Source organism: Paenibacillus sp. UMB4589-SE434, assembly GCF_030226685.1.
Taxonomy (GTDB): Bacteria; Bacillota; Bacilli; order Paenibacillales; family Paenibacillaceae; genus Paenibacillus_B.
Genome location: NZ_JASOYK010000002.1, coordinates 258,816 through 276,575, shown reverse-complemented (window position 1 = coordinate 276,575; position 17,760 = coordinate 258,816). Strand labels below are relative to the sequence as shown.

Sequence of the window (17,760 nt, the reverse complement as noted above, 5' to 3'; positions counted from 1 at the left end):
CTATATATTTTGATTTACATTTCACCACTCTTTCGACTTTAATCGAAATCGTGTAAAGGAGCTATTACCGTGATTCCGATCGCCCCTTCTATCTATGCCCATATATCACCTGTCTTTGAATGGTTTGCCGCGATGTATCGCGTCGTTAATCATGAAATGCTGACTCCATCCGTGCCAAATGCTGCCGCATTTGCGTCTAAAGATATCGACCGCTTCGTCAAAGAGGCCAGACAAGCAATCGGTGCGGAAGGGTTAAAAGACCTGCAGCTGTTTTTTAATCCAGAGAGTTCTATGGGCATTTACTTGTTAAAGGATTTCTATATAAAAGGGTTACTGCACGATATTCAAGCAGCGATCCATGAGCTGGAGCATCTGCCTGCCAAGGACCTGCTAAACGCCTTCCTAAGATGTGTGAAATGGGAGGACACGGACGTTATAGACGAGCATTCGGAATGGGATGCCCTATCCTTGCTCTCTCACATAAAACAATCCACCTTATCAGAGGAAGAACAATGGAAAGTTTTTTATTTTGCCCACGATGAAGAAGGAACGAAGCGTAAATTTTTGGCGATTGTCACACAATTTTATGAGACAGTGTATGCCGCATTCTCCATGCCATTTGAAACGATTCACGAACAAACCGTGCAGCAGCTAAGGCATGTTTTTGAAGAGGAACGGGCGCATAACTTAAATGCCTTGCTTGGCCTTGATTTAGATGAGAAAATGAATATGGAATTGGAGACGATCTTTATTCCCTCCTATTTCTTTCATACATCCTCCATGCTGCTTCTGAATGATAAACAGATGCTGTGTATACTCGGAGCGAATCGACAAGCCTACTTGCAAGCCAAGCGCAACCAAAGCCAGCAGATCTCAGACATCTTTAAGCTGCTTGCTGATGAGAAACGGATCAAAATCATTCAATTGCTCAATCAAGCTCCACGTTATGGTTATGAATTGGCTAAAGAAATTGAATTAACAAATTCTACAGTTTCTCATCATGTAAATGCATTAAGTCAGGCAGGCCTGGTAAAAGCTACTCGTCATGAAAACCGGGTTATGTATCAAGTCCAACCTGAACAGATCGAACGTTTGTTAGAGGAGTTATCTTCACTGCTGCTCCCTCACTCGCGTTTCGGACATTGACAAATAATTTTATTTGTAACTATAATAGTTACATCGAGGTGGTTCAACATGAAAATAAGCAGTCGCTTTAGCGTAGCCGTTCATATTCTATGTCTGCTCGCCTTGGAACGCAGCCAGCTCCTGACATCTGATTGGATCGCAGGCAGTGTGAATACGAATCCTGTCGTCATTCGCAGGCTGACAGGTAAGCTTAAGCAAGCCGGACTTGTTCAAGTCCGTCCAGGTACCGGAGGCGCAACGTTGCTCAAGGAACCAGAGCAGATTACGCTGCTTGATATTTATCGAGCTGTTGAAGTCGTCGAAGAGGGCGAACTATTCCATATGCACGAGCAGCCGAATCCAGATTGCTTTGTGGGTGCTAATATCCAGTCTGTACTCGAAGGCATATTGGTATCTGCGCAAGCCGCTATGGAAAGGGTTTTGGCTGAGATTCCACTGAGTGCGCTCGTAGACGATTTTCAAGAGCGAAAGCAGATCAACGTATAGAGCTTGTTGTTTACTTGTCAGGATAAATGAGGCTGACAGATAAGATAAGGATGATACGTTATCGTTGTCTAAGCTTAGCTGCATCCCCTTCCCAGATGCATAGATAAGAAGAAGAGACTGTCTGCAGCATAGCTGTGATAGGAGTCCCATAAAGTAACAGGTTACTGCTATTTCACCTGTCTACCGTTTAGGAGGATATCAAGTGTCGCTGTAAGGGCAGTCTCTTTTACGTGTTAACCTTATCTATACATATGTGGAAAATGCCATTTCAACACGGAAGTATCCTTAAGCACATAAGATGAGTAATACTACTTCTTCTGAGCAAATGGGATAGTGGTGCTAAGGACTTTGAATATAGCAGATATGGACAAATAATTGGAATAATGCGATGACTATAAAAAGACGGTCCTCATTCAAACAAAAGCCGCCCCCAAGTAACAATACTTAGGGAACGGCTTCTTTAACTTTATCTTATGCGGCAGCCTGGTGCTGCTTATCCTTACGGCGCAGCTTACTCAAGCTCTCGTACACTATAGGTACAATCAACAAGGTCAACAAAGTCGAGCTGGTTAATCCACCAATTACGGTAACACCCAAACCACGTGAGATGATACCACTGCCTTCAATACCAATCGCAAGCGGGATTAGCGCCCCGATCGTAGCAATCGCCGTCATCAGGATTGGTCTCAAACGAGTAACCCCTGCTTCCAGCAAGGCATCTCGAGTTGACATGCCCTCCTTCTCCTTGTGAATAACGCGGTCAATTAAGACGATAGCGTTAGTAACAACGATACCAATCAGCATAAGTGCCCCGATCATAGCGGAAATACTGATGGTCTCACCCGCGATCAGCAGCGCAACCAATGCACCAATTATCGTAAATGGCAGGGAGAACAGGATCGCAAACGGTGCTAATCCACCCCCAAATGTGATCACAAGAATCAAATATACAATGGCAATGGCCGCAGCCATCGCAACACCTAATTGCGTAAATGATTCCTTAATATCTTGGGTAACGCCGCCCATTGATACCTCCACACCCGAAGGCACAATAATCGTATCCATTTCCTTTTTCACTTCATTGGATACGGTTGTGACATTGCTCGACGTTATATCACCACTCACATCAATGACGAGACGGCCGTCACGGCGAGTTACAGTGTCCGATGTAGTTCCTTTTTTCACCTCGACAACATCCTTGATCGCTACCGTTTGACCAAGACGAGATGTAATTTTCTTGTTTACGAGGTCGTCAATTGAAGCGTACTTTGGCTGTTCCACTTGCAAATAAACATTTAGCTCCTCGCCATCTTTCTCAACAGTCGTTAATACTGGACGCACCCGCTGCTGACTGAGGCTCATTCCAACTTCGGCTGCCGTCAGCCCAAGTTCACTAAGCTTCTCTTGGTTTACTTCCAGCGTATATTCATCAAATGTTTTAGATAAGCTCGACTTTACATTTTTCAGATCGGCAATTTTCTTCATGCGTGCTTCCAGTTCTTGAACCACTGGCTTCATCTCTTCGATCTTATCTCCGTATATATACACCTTTAAGGAGTTGCCTCCCATTCCACCGGCTCCGAAATCCATCGTTCCCCAGCGGCCTTTCTTTGAATCAGCCTGCAGATCCTTCAGAACCTGGGTTTGTTCTTTTGTAAATTCAGGCGTATCTTTGCTATATTTCACGAAAAATAACGCTTGATTGGTGCTTCCAGGACTGAAAGGATTTTCACCACCCAATGAATATTGAACCGTCTCAACCCCATTGCGCTTACGGAAAAATTGATCAGCCTGTTCCGCAGTCTTGGTCACATCATCTAGAGTTTGCCCAGGCTCTGGGCTGTATGTGGCAATCACCATCTTTTCGGATTGCGAGGGCAGGAAGCTGACCCCGACATACGGCACAAGCGCAAAGCTGCCGACCAGCAGCACAACTGCAACAATAGATGTAATTGCTTTGTGATTAAGTGACCAGTTCAACACCTTCTTATAACCGCGGCTTAATCGGCTTGGGTGCTCATCGTGTGCGTGCTGCTTGCTCTTGATTCCTTTCTTAAATAAAGAATGTGCCATCATCGGAACAATCGTGACAGCCACAAGCAGCGAAGCAAGCAGTGCAAATACAATTGTCAACGCAAATGGCAGAAACATCTCGCCAATCATCCCTTGAACTAAACCGAGCGGTAAAAATACCGCAATCGTAACGATTGTAGAAGAGAAGATGGGCATAAACATTTCCTTAGTTGCTTCACGCATCAGATCCTTACCCTTTAGCTGTTCGCCTGGTAGCGACATACGACGGAATATATTCTCCACGACGACAATTGAGTCGTCTACCACACGTCCAATCGCAACGGTCATCGCGCCTAGAGTCATCATATTAAGCGTAATATCCATCTGATTAAGCGCCAGAATTGCGATCAACAAGGACAACGGAATCGACACAACTGAGATTAAAGTTGTCCGGAAATTACGCAGGAACAGCAATATAATCAACATCGCAAAAACAGCGCCAAAAATAGCTTTACTAAGCATCGTATTTACCGATTCTTCAATCGGCTTGCCTTGGTCCATTGTAGAAATAATATCAAGATCAGGATACTTATCATGTAGTTCACTGACAGCCTGCTTTGTTCCATTCACCACATCAACCGTGTTGGCATCCGCACCTTTTACGATCTGAATGCCAATGGCATCCTTCCCGTTTGTGCGAGATATTGATTCTGCCTTGCCCACAAGCTCGATCTTGGCTAGTTCACCAAGCTTTACGGTTGGCAGCTTCAATTCAATGGGCTGTGACTTCTGACCTGATTTCGATCCGCCAGAGGCACCGTTTCCTGCTCCTGATCCCGCTGCTAGCCCTGTGCCTGGCATGGTTCCGTTCTGACCTGTTGCAGCTCCACCAGAGGCACCGCTGCCCGCGGAACCTGTCATCCCAGCCATACCTCCCGCACTTCCTGCTTGGCCTGTCACTCCGGTCATACCGGCTGCGCCTCCCAGAGGAGCTGGGCTGTATGGAATTTCAAGCCCTTTGAGATCATCAATCGTTGTTAATTTCCCATCAATGACAACGGACTGCTCTTTAGATCCAAATGTATACACGCCTAATGGAAACTGTAGATCTGAGCCTTTAATGATAGCTTGTACCGTATCTTGGGACAAACCGTACTTGCTCAGCTTCTCTTGATCAAAGACGAGCTGTACTTCCTCTGCGTGTTGACCGGAAATTTGAACATTAGCAACACCTTCAATACCCTCTAACTTCGGAAGCACATTATCCTGCACTTGCTTGGTTAATACGGCGAGCGATGCTTTATCGTTAGAAACACTATACGTAATAACCGGGAAAGCGTTAAAGCTTAGACGAGATACTTTTGAAGGCTGCACGCCTTCAGGTAATTTAATATCGGAAAGAACTTGCTTTACTTCTTCCTCTGACTTGTCCATATCCGCGCTGAAGCTGTACTCCACCTGAATTTGGGAAGCATTCTGGAATGAGGAAGAACCTACTAGTTTTACACCACTTAAATTTTGGAGCCGTTGTTCAATGGGCTTTGTTACCTTATCGGTCACTTCTTGCGGCGTTGCACCCGGATAGATTGTCGTGACCGTGACCACCGGGGTCGTAATGTCGGGCAGTGTCTCCAACTTCATATTCATACCGGAGTATAGGCCGGCAACGGTGACAATAATCGTCAATAGCCATACGGCAAACTTATTTTTTAAAGTAAAATTTATAAGACTGTTCAACCCATTTCTCCTCCTTCTCTTTATCCTTGTTTCCTCTCCAGCTTGACCCGAAAGTCATAACAATTCATAATATAACTGACTAGTCAGTTCAAGTCAAATGACCAACTGGTTCATTTGTGCATGTTAGATGTATTGCATATAGCCTTCCCCATAACTAGGCTGCAGTATAATCTGTTATTGACTCTTGCCACGGAAACAGCATAATGGAAAGTATTGAAACTTATAGGAGCGTAGACATGAAAGAAAAAGAGAAGCTCATTATCGAAACCGCAATGAAGCTTTTTGCCTGCAAGGGGGTTATTTCCACTTCCGTTCAGGAAATTGCGACTGAATGCGGCATATCCAAGGGTGCTTTTTATTTATACTTTGAATCAAAGGAAGCACTGCTGTTGGCCACCTTCCACTATTATTACGATCGGATTCAAAGCCGGGTATTAGAAATAGAGAATGAAGGGCTTAATGAAAGAGACTCCTTTATTAAACAAATGCAGTGCCAATTCGAGGAGCTCGCGCAGCATAAAGAATTTATTATTATGCATGCCAGGGAGCACGCAATACCTTTTAATCAGGACATGGCTGCATTTATACAACGGATGAGGTCCGAAGGAATTACCTTCTATACATCACACGTCTTTAAGTTATATGGCGAACGAATCACAGCACACGTCAACGATATTGTGCTGCTGCTCCAAGGAATGCTCAACGCGGTAATGGAGCTTATCATTTTTAATAAGGCTCAATTGGAACCCGCCCGCGTCGCAGCCTACATGGTGAATCGCCTGGACCATCTTGTGGAAGGATTAATCCAATCGCAAGAACAACCGCTGCTCTCAAATAATGATCTTTCTAATATGATGTGTTCAGCGTTTCCCCAAAGTCCAAAGGACATGAGGCCAATATTGATTCAACAGATTAAGCATATTCTGGCCAAAGTAATGGAGCAGCAAGACTCAACTCACCTTCAGGTCACGCTGAAAATTCTCTTAGATGAGATGGAGGCCGACGAGCCGCGTACCCCTCTTATTGAAGGGATGCTGCACAATTTAACAGCTATTCCGGAGCTGCGCAGCCTGCAGGCCAACATTGGTGTCTATTATGAGATTAAAGCTTTTGCTGCACCTGTAAAAGCAGTCGCTAGCGATCCAAACTAGTGTATCCGTTCCATGAATCACCTTAATATATGGCAAAGAGGGCAGCTCTCTATGAAGATGAGCCCGCCCTCTTTATTCCAGATGAACATCCGTATACTTTACTTGATTTCGTCCCGACTGCTTTGCTTCGTACAATGCAGCATCTGACCTCATTATAAGCCGTCCTTGCTGTGAGCTCGAATCTGTATCTGCAGGAACTTGTACGGTGGCCACACCTACGCTGCATGTGACAAACGCTGATACCTTGGATGCCTGATGGGGAATGGCAAGGTTATTAACCGTTTCGCGAACCGTACCCGCAAATCGAATTGCAGCTTCGCGATCCGCTTGCGGCAGCAAGATAGCAAATTCCTCACCCCCGTAGCGACAAACAATTGCCGTCGTATTCGCCAGCGCATCCCTAACTGCATGTGCAACTGACGTGAGACATTCGTCACCCATCTGATGCCCGTAGTTATCGTTGTACTTTTTGAAGAAATCAATATCAAACATAATTAAGGAAAGTGGAATTTGATCATGCATAGAATGCTGCCATTCTTGCTGAAGCATCTGGTCGAAATACCTTCTGTTGTACACTCCCGTTAATCCATCTGTAAATGAAAAGTCAGTCAGCAGCCGATTGGCCATTTGCAGCTTCTCGTTTGCCTCTTTTAATTGACCCTCAGCCACCATTCGCTCCGTCACATCCCGAAAGTAAATGGAGATCCCATCGTTAGAAGGATAAATACGAATCTCCAACCAATGATGCTTGGACTTGTCGTACCAGACAAATTCCTCCGAAGCTTTGTTCTTCATCACTAGTTGTGCCATCGTATACCATGCGGTATTTAATAGGTGTGAATTAATTGCCCAAAAATGTTTTCCCTTTACTTTTTCAAACGAGATGCCTACGTATTTCTCGGCTTCTTTATTCATATACGTATACTTCCACTGCCGGTCTACCGCCAAAAAAGAATCTGTTATACTGCCTAAAATGCGGTTCAGATGCTCTTCTGAATGCTCAAGCTTCTCCTGAGAACGAATTAAACGGATATAGAGGCGGTTAATTTCATAAAAGAAAATAACCAGTACCGCTGATGCCGAGAATAGAGAGTTCACTCGTGCCACGTACCAGCCAAGACTAAATCTGGACTCCGCATACAAGGTTAGCGATACATCCAGAAAAAAAGCAAAAGTGGATACCATGAGCCACAAATGCAGTAAACTTTTGGCACGTGTCCTGTAATACAAATAGACCACTGCCAATAAGTTTACTGCCCACAAGATAGGGCCTATAATCGACCGCGTCAGCTTGCTGTAATCGTGATGGACAATCATTAAGGGTAGCTGCGACTCGTAGCGTACAACAGCGAACACAATCAATCCAATCACACAGACCGTTCCCGCCACGATCGCAAACCGGAGCCAGAAAGCACGGCATCCTTCCCTCGCAGAGTCCCATCGGCCCAACGTAAACGTATATAGCAAAATACCAATGGGAAACCCCATGTGCCACACGACCCACAGCCAGACAGATGTCTGCTCCTTATCCACAAACCAGCCTTCTGCCACGATATTCGGAAATGTCAACAAGTGCGGAATCACAATTAGCCCTGTAAACATAAACGATGCAGACAAAATGAGCAGTGGATTGGAGCCGGAAGTTCGATATTGAATGTATAACAAGTATGACGTCATCAAGTCACCAAACAGAATCCAGGCCGTCAACATCGGGATAAAGGATTTGATCTCGAATATCTTCGTATTTGCAGTCGGCATGATGGCAACTGATACGATAAGGATCATGATGGCAAACAACAGTGCTGTTATCCTCTGTTTACGTGTCGTCGTTAAGTTCACGAGACTCGTTATCGAATCACGCACATGCGACATAGCAAGTACACCCTTCCTTGATATTTATACCCTAAGTTGTACTGGCCCTGGACCAAAAAGGTTTCGCTCGTTGTATGTGATTAACGCGATCGCCGGGAAGAACCTGACGGTTGTCGTTGAGTCCCGCGCTTGGATGACAACGCACTTTTAGCACTTTGCGAACCTCTTCCACCTTGCTTCCCCGATCTAGTGGCAGCCGCTCCATTATCACGTGTGGAAGCAGATCGTGAAAACGAGCCTCTATCCGACTTCTTATTCCGTGATCCTTGACCTTTCGCTGCTGCATCAAAGCCTCGCTCCGCTTTGCGCCCTTGCTCCGTTGACGTACCCGTCCGTCGAGACTTGTCTTGATCCCCCTGCCGTCCACCCTTACCCCGCGGAGCAGAATTTCCGAACCGTTCTGAAGCTGAACGATCTGAACGGCGTGAAGATGATGCTGCGCGGCCAGATCTGCCTGCTCCATCACGCTCCGTGCGTGCATCGGATGAGCGTCTTGACTGCCCTCTCTCTGATTGCGCCGAGCGAGGACCGGACTGCTTGGAGCTGGAGCGTCCTTCAGAGATCCGCTCTGGTTTGGAGGACACGCCGCTCTGCTGCCAACGCGGAATGGCATGGCCAAGCCCCTTCTCGATCGCACGCAGTAAACCGCCGTCCTTGGCAGCTGCCATCGTAATGGCTACACCTTTATTGCCAGCACGGCCTGTACGGCCGATACGATGGACATAACCTTCAGTATCCAGTGGCATGTCATAGTTAAATACATGCGTGACGCCATCTACGTCTATACCTCTAGCAGCCACATCCGTTGCAACAAGGATATGAAGCTTGGCATCGCGGAAAGTGCGCATAACCTGCTCGCGCTTCGTTTGCGACAGATCACCATGCAGTTCGTCCGAGATAAAGCCATATTGCTGCAGTGCCTCATTAAGTGCTTTGGCACGAATCTTCGTTCGACAAAACACAATAGCCAGGTAAGGGTTCAGTTCCTTCAGAAGGCCGCGCAGTGTAGACTGCTTCGTACGATCCGTCGTTTCCAACACCCATTGCTCGATTCCCTGAACCGTAATACGCTCGCTTTCGACTCTTACATCTTTAGCAGAACGTGTATACCGCGAAGCCAAAGCACGCACCTCGTCCGTTAACGTCGCCGAGAACAACAGCGTCTGACGATCAACTGGTGTCTGCGCTATCACTTGCTCCACTTCATCAAGGAAGCCCATATGCAGCATTTGATCAGCCTCATCCAGTACGAGCGTCTTCAAATGGGACAATTCAATCGTGCCGCGTCGCAAGTGATCCAGCAATCGTCCAGGCGTGGCAATTACAATCTGCACATTTCCTTTCAGCTTTCTCATCTGGCGCTCTACATCCTGTCCACCGTAGACTGCAAGCACCGGAATTGGTGTTTCCTTGGATTTGGATGCATACGCAGCGGCAAGCTTATTCGCCTCTGCTGTAATCTGCAGCGCCAGTTCTCGTGTTGGGGCAACGATCAACCCCTGAACAGCTTCAGATTGGCGATCCAATCGCTGCAGCATAGGAAGCAGAAAGGCTAATGTCTTGCCCGTTCCCGTCTTTGCTTGACCGATCACATCAGTGCCTAACAACACATCGGGAATGGTTTGTCCTTGAATGGCCGTAGGCTGGGTGATGCCTTGAACGCTTAAAGCCTGTATCCAATCATCGTTAATGCCGCACTTCTTAAACGTAGGTATATGAGAACCTTTATTCTGTGTCATTTATCTGATCATCCTTTCGCGTTTACACGCGGTAAATTACATAGTACTAAACGGTATAACAGTAGATATTACACGTTATTACTAAGCGTTAATCATACCATATCTGTATAGGATTATTAGCAATTTCTAAGGTGCTCCATTCATGAACATTTCCGTTCACCCTATATTTCCCTTTTGTTCTTGTGTGACAAAATCTTAAGGTTAATGCCTGTCAAATAAATGGTTTCACTTGTGATTGTATTTTATGATTAAAGCAGAGAACATACAGAGATTAATGACACTATTTTAAGGACGTGACACCATGAAAAAATTAATCGGAATCGTACTCATATTTGCCTTAATGGCGGGCATGTTTATCGCTTTCATCAATTACGCGCCAGAGCATAATCCATTTTCCAAAAAAGAAGAATACTATGTTCTAATCGGAGATAAATACACGGTAGAAAAAAGCAAGACCGACAAAGGTGAAGAATACATCAACTATATGTATACCCTGCCTGGCTTTGATAAACAAGGCAATAAACGCGACATTACGTTTAACGGGCTGAAAGTGCTGCGTCAGCATGCTTATCTCAAAATAACGATGAGGGCAGATACCGTCATTTCTTATAACGAAGTACAGCTCGAAGACATCCCCAGTGCGGCCAAAATAAAAGTAAGTACTTAACCCCTTCCAAAGACGTAATTCTTTTTTTATAAACTGGTTGCGTCTTTGGATAAAATTCACTTCACGGAAACATTAACGCTGTAAAGAAGAACCTTGACGTGCAAGTTGCCACTCTATAAGATGATCTAAATATCTTTCTATTCATTCTCGTATAATATGCGGAAATAAGGTCCGCAAGTCTCTACCAGGCTACCGTAAATAGTTTGACTACGAGGAATGATTCAGCAGTTGGTCGGCCAGTAAGGCGGCTGATGCTTTTTCCATTCTCCTTGCAGTCAAACTCTAGCATCGCGCTAGAGTTTTTTTGCTTTTATCAACTTTAAAGGAGATTATTGACCCCATGACTGTCAATCAACAGCAAGTACAACACCTCATCTTATCCGCCAGCAAGCAGAAACCCGCCGATCTTGTCATTAAGAACGGTCGTATTATCGACGTATTTAATCTCGAAGTGATAACAGGTGACGTCGCAATTACAGACGGACGAATCGTCGGAATCGGGCGTTATGAAGGTAAACAGGAGATCGATGCACAAGGCCGTTACATCGCGCCTTCCTTTATAGATACACACGTCCATATCGAATCCTCAATGGTGACGCCACCCGAGTTCGCCCGTGTCGTCTTGCCACACGGGATAACCACTGTCGTGACAGATCCGCATGAGATCGCTAACGTCAGTGGTGCGGATGGCATCCAATACATGCTGGATGCCTCGGAAGGACTGCCGCTGGACGTTCGAGTCATGCTGCCGTCCTGCGTGCCGGCGACCCAGTTCGAGAACGCAGGCGCCGTCCTGACCGCGGACAAGCTGCGCCCGTTCTATGCGCATCCGCGTGTACTTGGTCTCGCCGAAGTGATGGATTATCCTTCCGTTCGACAGGGCGATGAGGACATGACGCAGAAGCTCACGGATGCGCTGCAGCATAGCGGCTATCTCGATGGACACGGCGCAGGTCTCGATGACGATGCCGTGAACGTCTACCGTGCAGCAGGTATTCGCACGGATCATGAGTGCGTCCGCGCCGAAGAGGCGAAGTCGCGACTTAGCCGCGGTATGTACGTTATGCTGCGCGAGGGCTCGGTCGCCAAAGACGTGCAAGCGCTCGCTCCGGTCGTGACAGCCCATAATGCACGTCGATGCGTATTTTGCACGGATGACAAGCATCTCGACGAATTGATCACGGAAGGCAGCGTCGACTACAATGTTCGCCTGGCAATTCAATGCGGCATTGACCCGCTCACCGCTATCCAGATGGCATCGCTGAATGCTGCCGAGTGCTTCGGCTTCATGACAAAAGGAGCCGTGGCACCTGGTTTTGACGCCGACCTACTACTCTTGGATGATTTGGAACAGATTAAGATTCACCAGGTGTACAGGTTCGGACAACTAGTCGCACAAGAGGGACAGTACGTAGGCCCCATGTTAGAAATAGTGGCTCCGCCCGACAACCTGCTGCGTACAGTTCACATCCAGCAGATCAACGAGCAGCACCTTCATATGCCATTAGATGGCCACCACAACTGTCATATAATTGGAATTTCGCCTAACAGCTTGATTACGCGCCATCTCATCGAAGAGGTTGATGCAGTAGGCGGCTGCTTCCAGCCTTCGACTGTAAATGATCAGCTCAAGATAGCAGTCGTGGAGCGTCATCATGATACAGGCAACATCGGTCTCGGCATCGTGAAGGGCTTTGCACTTACTTCTGGGGCCATAGCTTCGACGGTTGCCCATGACTCGCACAACTTGGTCGTAGCTGGCACCAACGACCGTGATATGCTGCTTGCCATAGAGACGCTGCACCGCTCCGGTGGCGGTCTAGCAGTCATTAAAGAGGGGCAGGTGCTAGCATCTCTTAATTTGCCGCTTGCCGGATTAATCTCCACTGCCCGTTATGAGGATGTCGTCAAACAGCTCGAAATGCTTCATCAAGCACTTGATCAAGTGAACGCCTCAAAGGCGTTTCACCCTTTTGTAACGTTATCTTTTTTGTGTCTGCCCGTCATCCCAGAGCTGAAACTGACCGATATGGGACTGTTTGACTTCCAGTCATTCCGTCACATTTCCATTACGCAGAACTAACCTCTTTATCTTATCGTTTTGAAGACTCCACTTCATGACAATGTGCAAGAATTGCATTTGTCATACGTGGAGTCTTTGGACTGCGGAATGCAGACTGTGGAATGTGCACCGTAACATTCTTGCCACTTCATGCATGACAACATATTCTCCAACACATAATGTGGATTAGCAATTCATTTGCATTCGCTTGTTGTGGAGGAATTATGAAAAACATTTTCTCGATATACAAAACAGACTTATCCCGAATCGTCACTAACTGGGCAGCAGCCGTTATTATCGGCGGACTTGTCGTGCTACCCTCTCTCTATGCGTGGTTTAACATCGAAGCCTCATGGGACCCGTATGGCAATACCAAAGGGATTCAGATTGCAGTTGCTAACAATGATGCAGGCACAACAATTCTAAACAAACCGATTAACATCGGACGTGAAATTATAGCCTCTCTAAAAGAAAACCACTCCATTGGTTGGATGTTCATGGATGAGAAAGAAGCTTATCACGGGGTTCAGCACGGTGACTATTATGCCAGCATTGTGATACCCAAAGACTTTTCCGCCAGAATCGGCACCGTATTGACCGACAATCCGATCAAAGCTGAGATAGAATACTACGTGAATGAAAAAATTAATGCGATCTCGCCGAAAATTACATCCAAAGGCGCATCCAGCATTATTGAACAAGTAAGCTCTAATTTCGTAAAAACGGCAAATGGTACTATTTTTGAAATATTTAACGAGGTTGGCGTGGAACTTAAAAATGAATTGCCGACGATTGAGAAGGTTCGCAGCCTCGTCTTTAAGCTCGAACAGAACTTCCCGCAGATCTCCCAAGCGGTAGACACCGCACTGACCGATGTGAGCAAGTCCAATGAGATCGTTGCGGAGGCGAAACAGAATCTCCCACTTGTCGCGCAAATTGCAGAGGAAGGAGCAACATTCGCGCAAGGCGTGTCCGAGCTTCTGACGTACAGCAACCAAGGTCTCGAGACAATTGCCCCTTATATCAAGCAGGACATCGGTTCTATCGAACAGACAGCGATAGCCGCTCAGGATGTAACATCCTTACTACAGGATGCCAAAGCGAAGCCCTCGCTTGTGCTCAAGAGCTTGGAACGAACGGATACGCGACTTCAAGCCGCTATTCGTGTATCGTCTGGCCTTGCTGATTGGTTCCAGCGTCTTGGACGCTTGCTCCCGGGCGGCCCTTCGCTGATCACTAATCAGGTGCAAGGAATGACCAATAAGCTGGAGCAGCAGCAATCCATCGTCAACCAGCTTCTGGATGCGGTACGGCGAGGCGAAAATGCCTCGGACGAGCTCATTAGCCGGTTGAACAGCGCTGCTGCAAGTACTGCGGATATAAGCCGAGAACTGTATAATCGCTTTGATACAGAGATTGCGCCTGAGATCAAACAAGGTATGAAGAAGGCACAGCAAACCGTACAAAATACAAATAAGGTGCTGCAGCAGGGCATTTCACGAATGCCGGATGTTAAGAAGATATTGGATGACGCTTCCAAGGCACTTGTCGTTGGCAGCAAGGAAATCAAAGCGATAAAGAGCAGTTTGCCTGCCGTTCAAGGAAAAATAAAGGACGTCGCCGATAAGATCCGTGCTATTGAAGCACGTGGCGACATTAATGAAATTATTGATCTGCTTAAAAATAATTTCGAAAAAGAGAGTGAGTTTTTTGCGGAGCCTGTTCGACTAAAGGAAAATAAGCTATACCCCATCCCAAACTATGGCTCGGCTATGTCGCCGTTCTTTACGACGCTGTCGCTCTGGGTAGGTGCACTACTGCTTGTCTCGCTGCTTACAGTAGAGGTTCATGAGGAAGGAGCTTCTTACAAAGATTATCAGATTTATTTTGGGCGCTACCTCACTTTCTTGACAATTGCGCTGCTCCAATCTTTCTTTGTTACGGTAGGAGATATGTATATCCTAGGTGCTTATGTGCTGAACAAAAGCTGGTTTGTCCTATTCGGACTGCTCATCAGCAGTGTATTTATGTTAATCGTCTACACACTCGTCTCCGTGTTTGGCAACGTCGGCAAAGCGTTAGCAATTGTCCTGCTCGTACTCCAACTTGCAGGTTCAGGAGGGACGTTTCCGATTCAAGTAACACCGCCTTTCTTCCAGGCGATATATCCCTATTTGCCCTTTACGTATGCCATCAGCATGATGCGCGAAGCAGTAGGAGGAATATTGTGGGATATCATTCAGCGCGATCTGCTAATGATGGTCATCTATGCCGGTATTTTCTTGGTCATTGGATTAGCTTTAAAAACGTCAATTAACCGCAGCAGCGCGGTACTGGTGAAAAAGGCAAAGGAGAGCAAGCTAATTCATTAGATTGACAATTACTCATTCTGCCAGTCCGTACACTCTACAGCTAATATCCCCTATGCAAAACGTTAAATCAGATCTATTTCATCACAAACAGCCGATACAGGTGTAGGCCCGTATCGGCTGTTTGCGATCAATAGAAAACTGATCTTTTCGAAGCGTTAATGAACTTCTGGCGCAGCTGTAACATAACGATCTTTACCCGCCAGATAACCAAATATCAATTGTAGGCATGTGAGCGTCAGCAGGGAGATAAGCGGCACACTCCAATTCCCTGACTGGTCATGCAGCCATCCAAAAAGAATCGGTCCTGTTGCAGCCAACGTATACCCTATCGCTTGCGCCATGCCGGACAATTCTGCCGCTTGCTGGCTGCCTCGCGCACGAATGGAGATCATATATAACGCCACACTGAAGCTTCCGCCCTGACAGATGCCGATTAGCACAGAGCCAACGATAATGATCGGCAGCGAGCTCGTAAATAAGCTAGAATATCCAACCAAACCCACAACTGCGATACAAACTATTATGAGACTCTGACTCCGTTTCCGACTGGCAAAGGACGTCGCCAGGAACATCGAAGGCATATTGACGAGTTGAACAATGGTCAACATTAAAGCCGAAGTCGAGGCCGAGAAGCCGCGATCCGCTACAAGCGCTGGCATCCATGCGTACAGCACGTAAGCGCCAAACGACTGCAGCCCCATAAACAGCGCGACATACCACGCGACTTTGCTGCTCCAGAGTTTGCCCTTAGGCTCCTGATGCTGTGCAACGGTCGCGGTTTGGATCTTCTCCTGCTGTGCCGCTTCTCGCCGACCTGCAATGATCTGGGGCAAAAATAAGAACCAGGATACGACGAGTAACACGATCCAGGAAAATAACGATCCTCTCCATCCGAATGCTGTCGCAAGCGGTACGCTTACCGCTGCTGATACGGCTGCAAACATACCTAACGCAATGGAATATAAGCCTGTCATACGACCAATCTTGCTTGGGGGAAACTTGCGTACGACATAGCTAGGCAGAAGTACGTTGCAGATCGCTATCCCAACCCCAATGATGGCTGTACCCATATATAACGTCGATAATGCAGGTAAATAACGAATAATAAGACCTATCGCCAATACCAGCATACTGGCGCCTATTGTCACCTCTTGCCCCCAGCGTTTAGCCAGCTTCGGCGCGATCGGTGACAGCAATGCGAAGGCTAGCAGAGGCAAAGCGGTAAGCATGCCTGACATGCCGCTGGATAACCCCGTCTCTTCACGAATCTGATTAATGAGCGGGCCTACACTCGTAATGGCCGCGCGCAAGTTAACGGCAATCGCAAACAGGCCGATAATGTTCCACATATGAACCGAGCGCTGCTCGGGTTGATGCTGTAATTCCATGTTGTAGCTCCTTACTTTCTATAATCGAATCTGCCTTGCTTACTTATCCAGAAGGAATTGCTCGAATCCACATCTTATGCAGCAATCATTCCTTATAGCCAGATGATAAGTGTTCTCAAATGACTACGCTATTATAACAGGATTAGACCTCTCTTTGCCCAAATGGAATCGCCTCTTAGCAGCCATATGTCTTTAATTACACGTGTAAATCGTATAATTTGTGAGGAATACGGGTACAGACGCGACCTAGCGCCTCCTTATCGGACGAGATGATGCCAGCAGATTAATATCAACAGCAATCCTATTAGGGCATCGCGCAAGATTTGCTTGTTCTTTCTGCAGCAACCTTCTATAGGTAACAAGATACTGTAAGCAGCTAAATCCATTTGAGCGGAACGTATCGCATTAAACACCCTCAAACTTGAAATTACTTCCATTTATGATTGGTAGATCGTATAATGATTTGAAACCGTCTATTTTTCTATTATTCTCTTCTAAATAAGGAGTTGAGACGTATGACAACCACACACATGCAAACGATGGAACGCAGCGAAACAAAGCTGGTAGGTTACACTGTTACGGCGTCGGTAAATCAAGATCTCGAAAATGATATTGTCATAAAACTACGTGAGGAACTCTTTAAAAAGCGCCATGAAATTGCAAATCGGTTAGATAACGATGGCATTTACTTGGTTCAAGTTTACCCAGATGGTGAATGGACGCCAGATATACCATTCATAAGTATTGTAGCGGTGGAAGTTCACGATTATTCCTCAATTCCTGAGGGCTTCGTTCAACATACGATACCCGCTGGAACTTATGCAAAGGTTACTCATAAGGGACCTGAATCCCAAATAGGAGAAACCTATGATTTCATCCGTGATCAAGATATTTGCGGTTCTCGGCCCTTTGATCTGGAGTATTGGGCTCAAATGGATTCTCTTGAGGAAGAGGAGAGTACTATCGATATTTATTTGCCTATGGAGGAGTAGAGCGGCACTTCACTTGAGATAAAATCATTTTGATTTACATGCGTAGGAGCACAGAAAAACAACTTACCTCCATTGATGGAGGTAAGTTGTTTTCTCAGATCGTTCTTCTCCAGTATCTCCTGTTGCATTAACTCC

At 46.4% G+C, this 17,760-nt stretch carries 11 protein-coding genes and 1 riboswitch; of the genes, 7 read left to right on the top strand and 4 right to left on the bottom strand.

From position 1 onward, the window contains the following. Nucleotides 1–69: 69 nt before the first annotated feature. Nucleotides 70–1,146: an ArsR/SmtB family transcription factor gene (locus QP775_RS11430; protein WP_285106125.1), complete on the top strand. Its 1,077-nt coding sequence runs from the start codon at nucleotides 70–72 to the stop codon at nucleotides 1,144–1,146. Between the two features lie 48 nt (nucleotides 1,147–1,194). Next, nucleotides 1,195–1,632, top strand: a complete 438-nt coding sequence (locus QP775_RS11425) for an Rrf2 family transcriptional regulator (RefSeq protein WP_239328959.1) — start codon at nucleotides 1,195–1,197, stop codon at nucleotides 1,630–1,632. Nucleotides 1,633–2,103: 471 nt separating this feature from the next. Here QP775_RS11425 and QP775_RS11420 read toward each other — a convergent pair whose 3' ends face one another. After that, entirely contained in the window at nucleotides 2,104–5,382 is a 3,279-nt protein-coding gene (locus QP775_RS11420; RefSeq protein WP_285106122.1) for an efflux RND transporter permease subunit, read from the bottom strand. 236 nt (nucleotides 5,383–5,618) lie between these two features. On the opposite strand from QP775_RS11420, the gene QP775_RS11415 reads away from it, so the two are divergent. Then, entirely contained in the window at nucleotides 5,619–6,533 is a 915-nt protein-coding gene (locus QP775_RS11415) for a TetR/AcrR family transcriptional regulator (RefSeq protein WP_285106120.1), read from the top strand. A 72-nt stretch (nucleotides 6,534–6,605) separates the two neighbouring features. Here QP775_RS11415 and QP775_RS11410 read toward each other — a convergent pair whose 3' ends face one another. After that, nucleotides 6,606–8,405 carry a diguanylate cyclase domain-containing protein gene (locus tag QP775_RS11410; RefSeq protein WP_285106118.1) on the bottom strand — a complete coding sequence of 600 codons (1,800 nt, stop codon included), beginning with the start codon at nucleotides 8,403–8,405 and terminating at the stop codon, nucleotides 6,606–6,608. Nucleotides 8,406–8,485: 80 nt separating this feature from the next. Next, the gene (locus QP775_RS11405) at nucleotides 8,486–10,144 is read right to left on the bottom strand and encodes a DEAD/DEAH box helicase (protein WP_285106116.1); all 1,659 of its coding nucleotides are present in this window, start codon (nucleotides 10,142–10,144) and stop codon (nucleotides 8,486–8,488) included. Nucleotides 10,145–10,445: 301 nt separating this feature from the next. On the opposite strand from QP775_RS11405, the gene QP775_RS11400 reads away from it, so the two are divergent. The 3 genes from QP775_RS11400 to QP775_RS11390 all read left to right on the top strand — a co-directional run bounded on the left by QP775_RS11400 (nucleotide 10,446) and on the right by QP775_RS11390 (nucleotide 15,245). After that, entirely contained in the window at nucleotides 10,446–10,811 is a 366-nt protein-coding gene (locus QP775_RS11400) for a YxeA family protein (protein WP_285106114.1), read from the top strand. 127 nt (nucleotides 10,812–10,938) lie between these two features. Further along, nucleotides 10,939–11,041, top strand: a riboswitch (purine riboswitch). Between the two features lie 110 nt (nucleotides 11,042–11,151). After that, nucleotides 11,152–12,894 carry an adenine deaminase gene (gene ade, locus QP775_RS11395; RefSeq protein ID WP_285106112.1) on the top strand — a complete coding sequence of 581 codons (1,743 nt, stop codon included), beginning with the start codon at nucleotides 11,152–11,154 and terminating at the stop codon, nucleotides 12,892–12,894. Nucleotides 12,895–13,097: 203 nt separating this feature from the next. Beyond that, nucleotides 13,098–15,245, top strand: a complete 2,148-nt coding sequence (locus QP775_RS11390; protein WP_239328966.1) for a YhgE/Pip domain-containing protein — start codon at nucleotides 13,098–13,100, stop codon at nucleotides 15,243–15,245. A 155-nt stretch (nucleotides 15,246–15,400) separates the two neighbouring features. Here QP775_RS11390 and QP775_RS11385 read toward each other — a convergent pair whose 3' ends face one another. Next, on the bottom strand, nucleotides 15,401–16,633 hold the full coding sequence (locus QP775_RS11385) for a CynX/NimT family MFS transporter (protein WP_285106109.1): 1,233 nt from the start codon (nucleotides 16,631–16,633) through the stop codon (nucleotides 15,401–15,403). 515 nt (nucleotides 16,634–17,148) lie between these two features. Here QP775_RS11385 and QP775_RS11380 point away from each other — a divergent pair. Then, the gene (locus QP775_RS11380; RefSeq protein ID WP_285106107.1) at nucleotides 17,149–17,625 is read left to right on the top strand and encodes a GyrI-like domain-containing protein; all 477 of its coding nucleotides are present in this window, start codon (nucleotides 17,149–17,151) and stop codon (nucleotides 17,623–17,625) included. The last annotated feature ends 135 nt before the right edge of the window (nucleotides 17,626–17,760 follow it).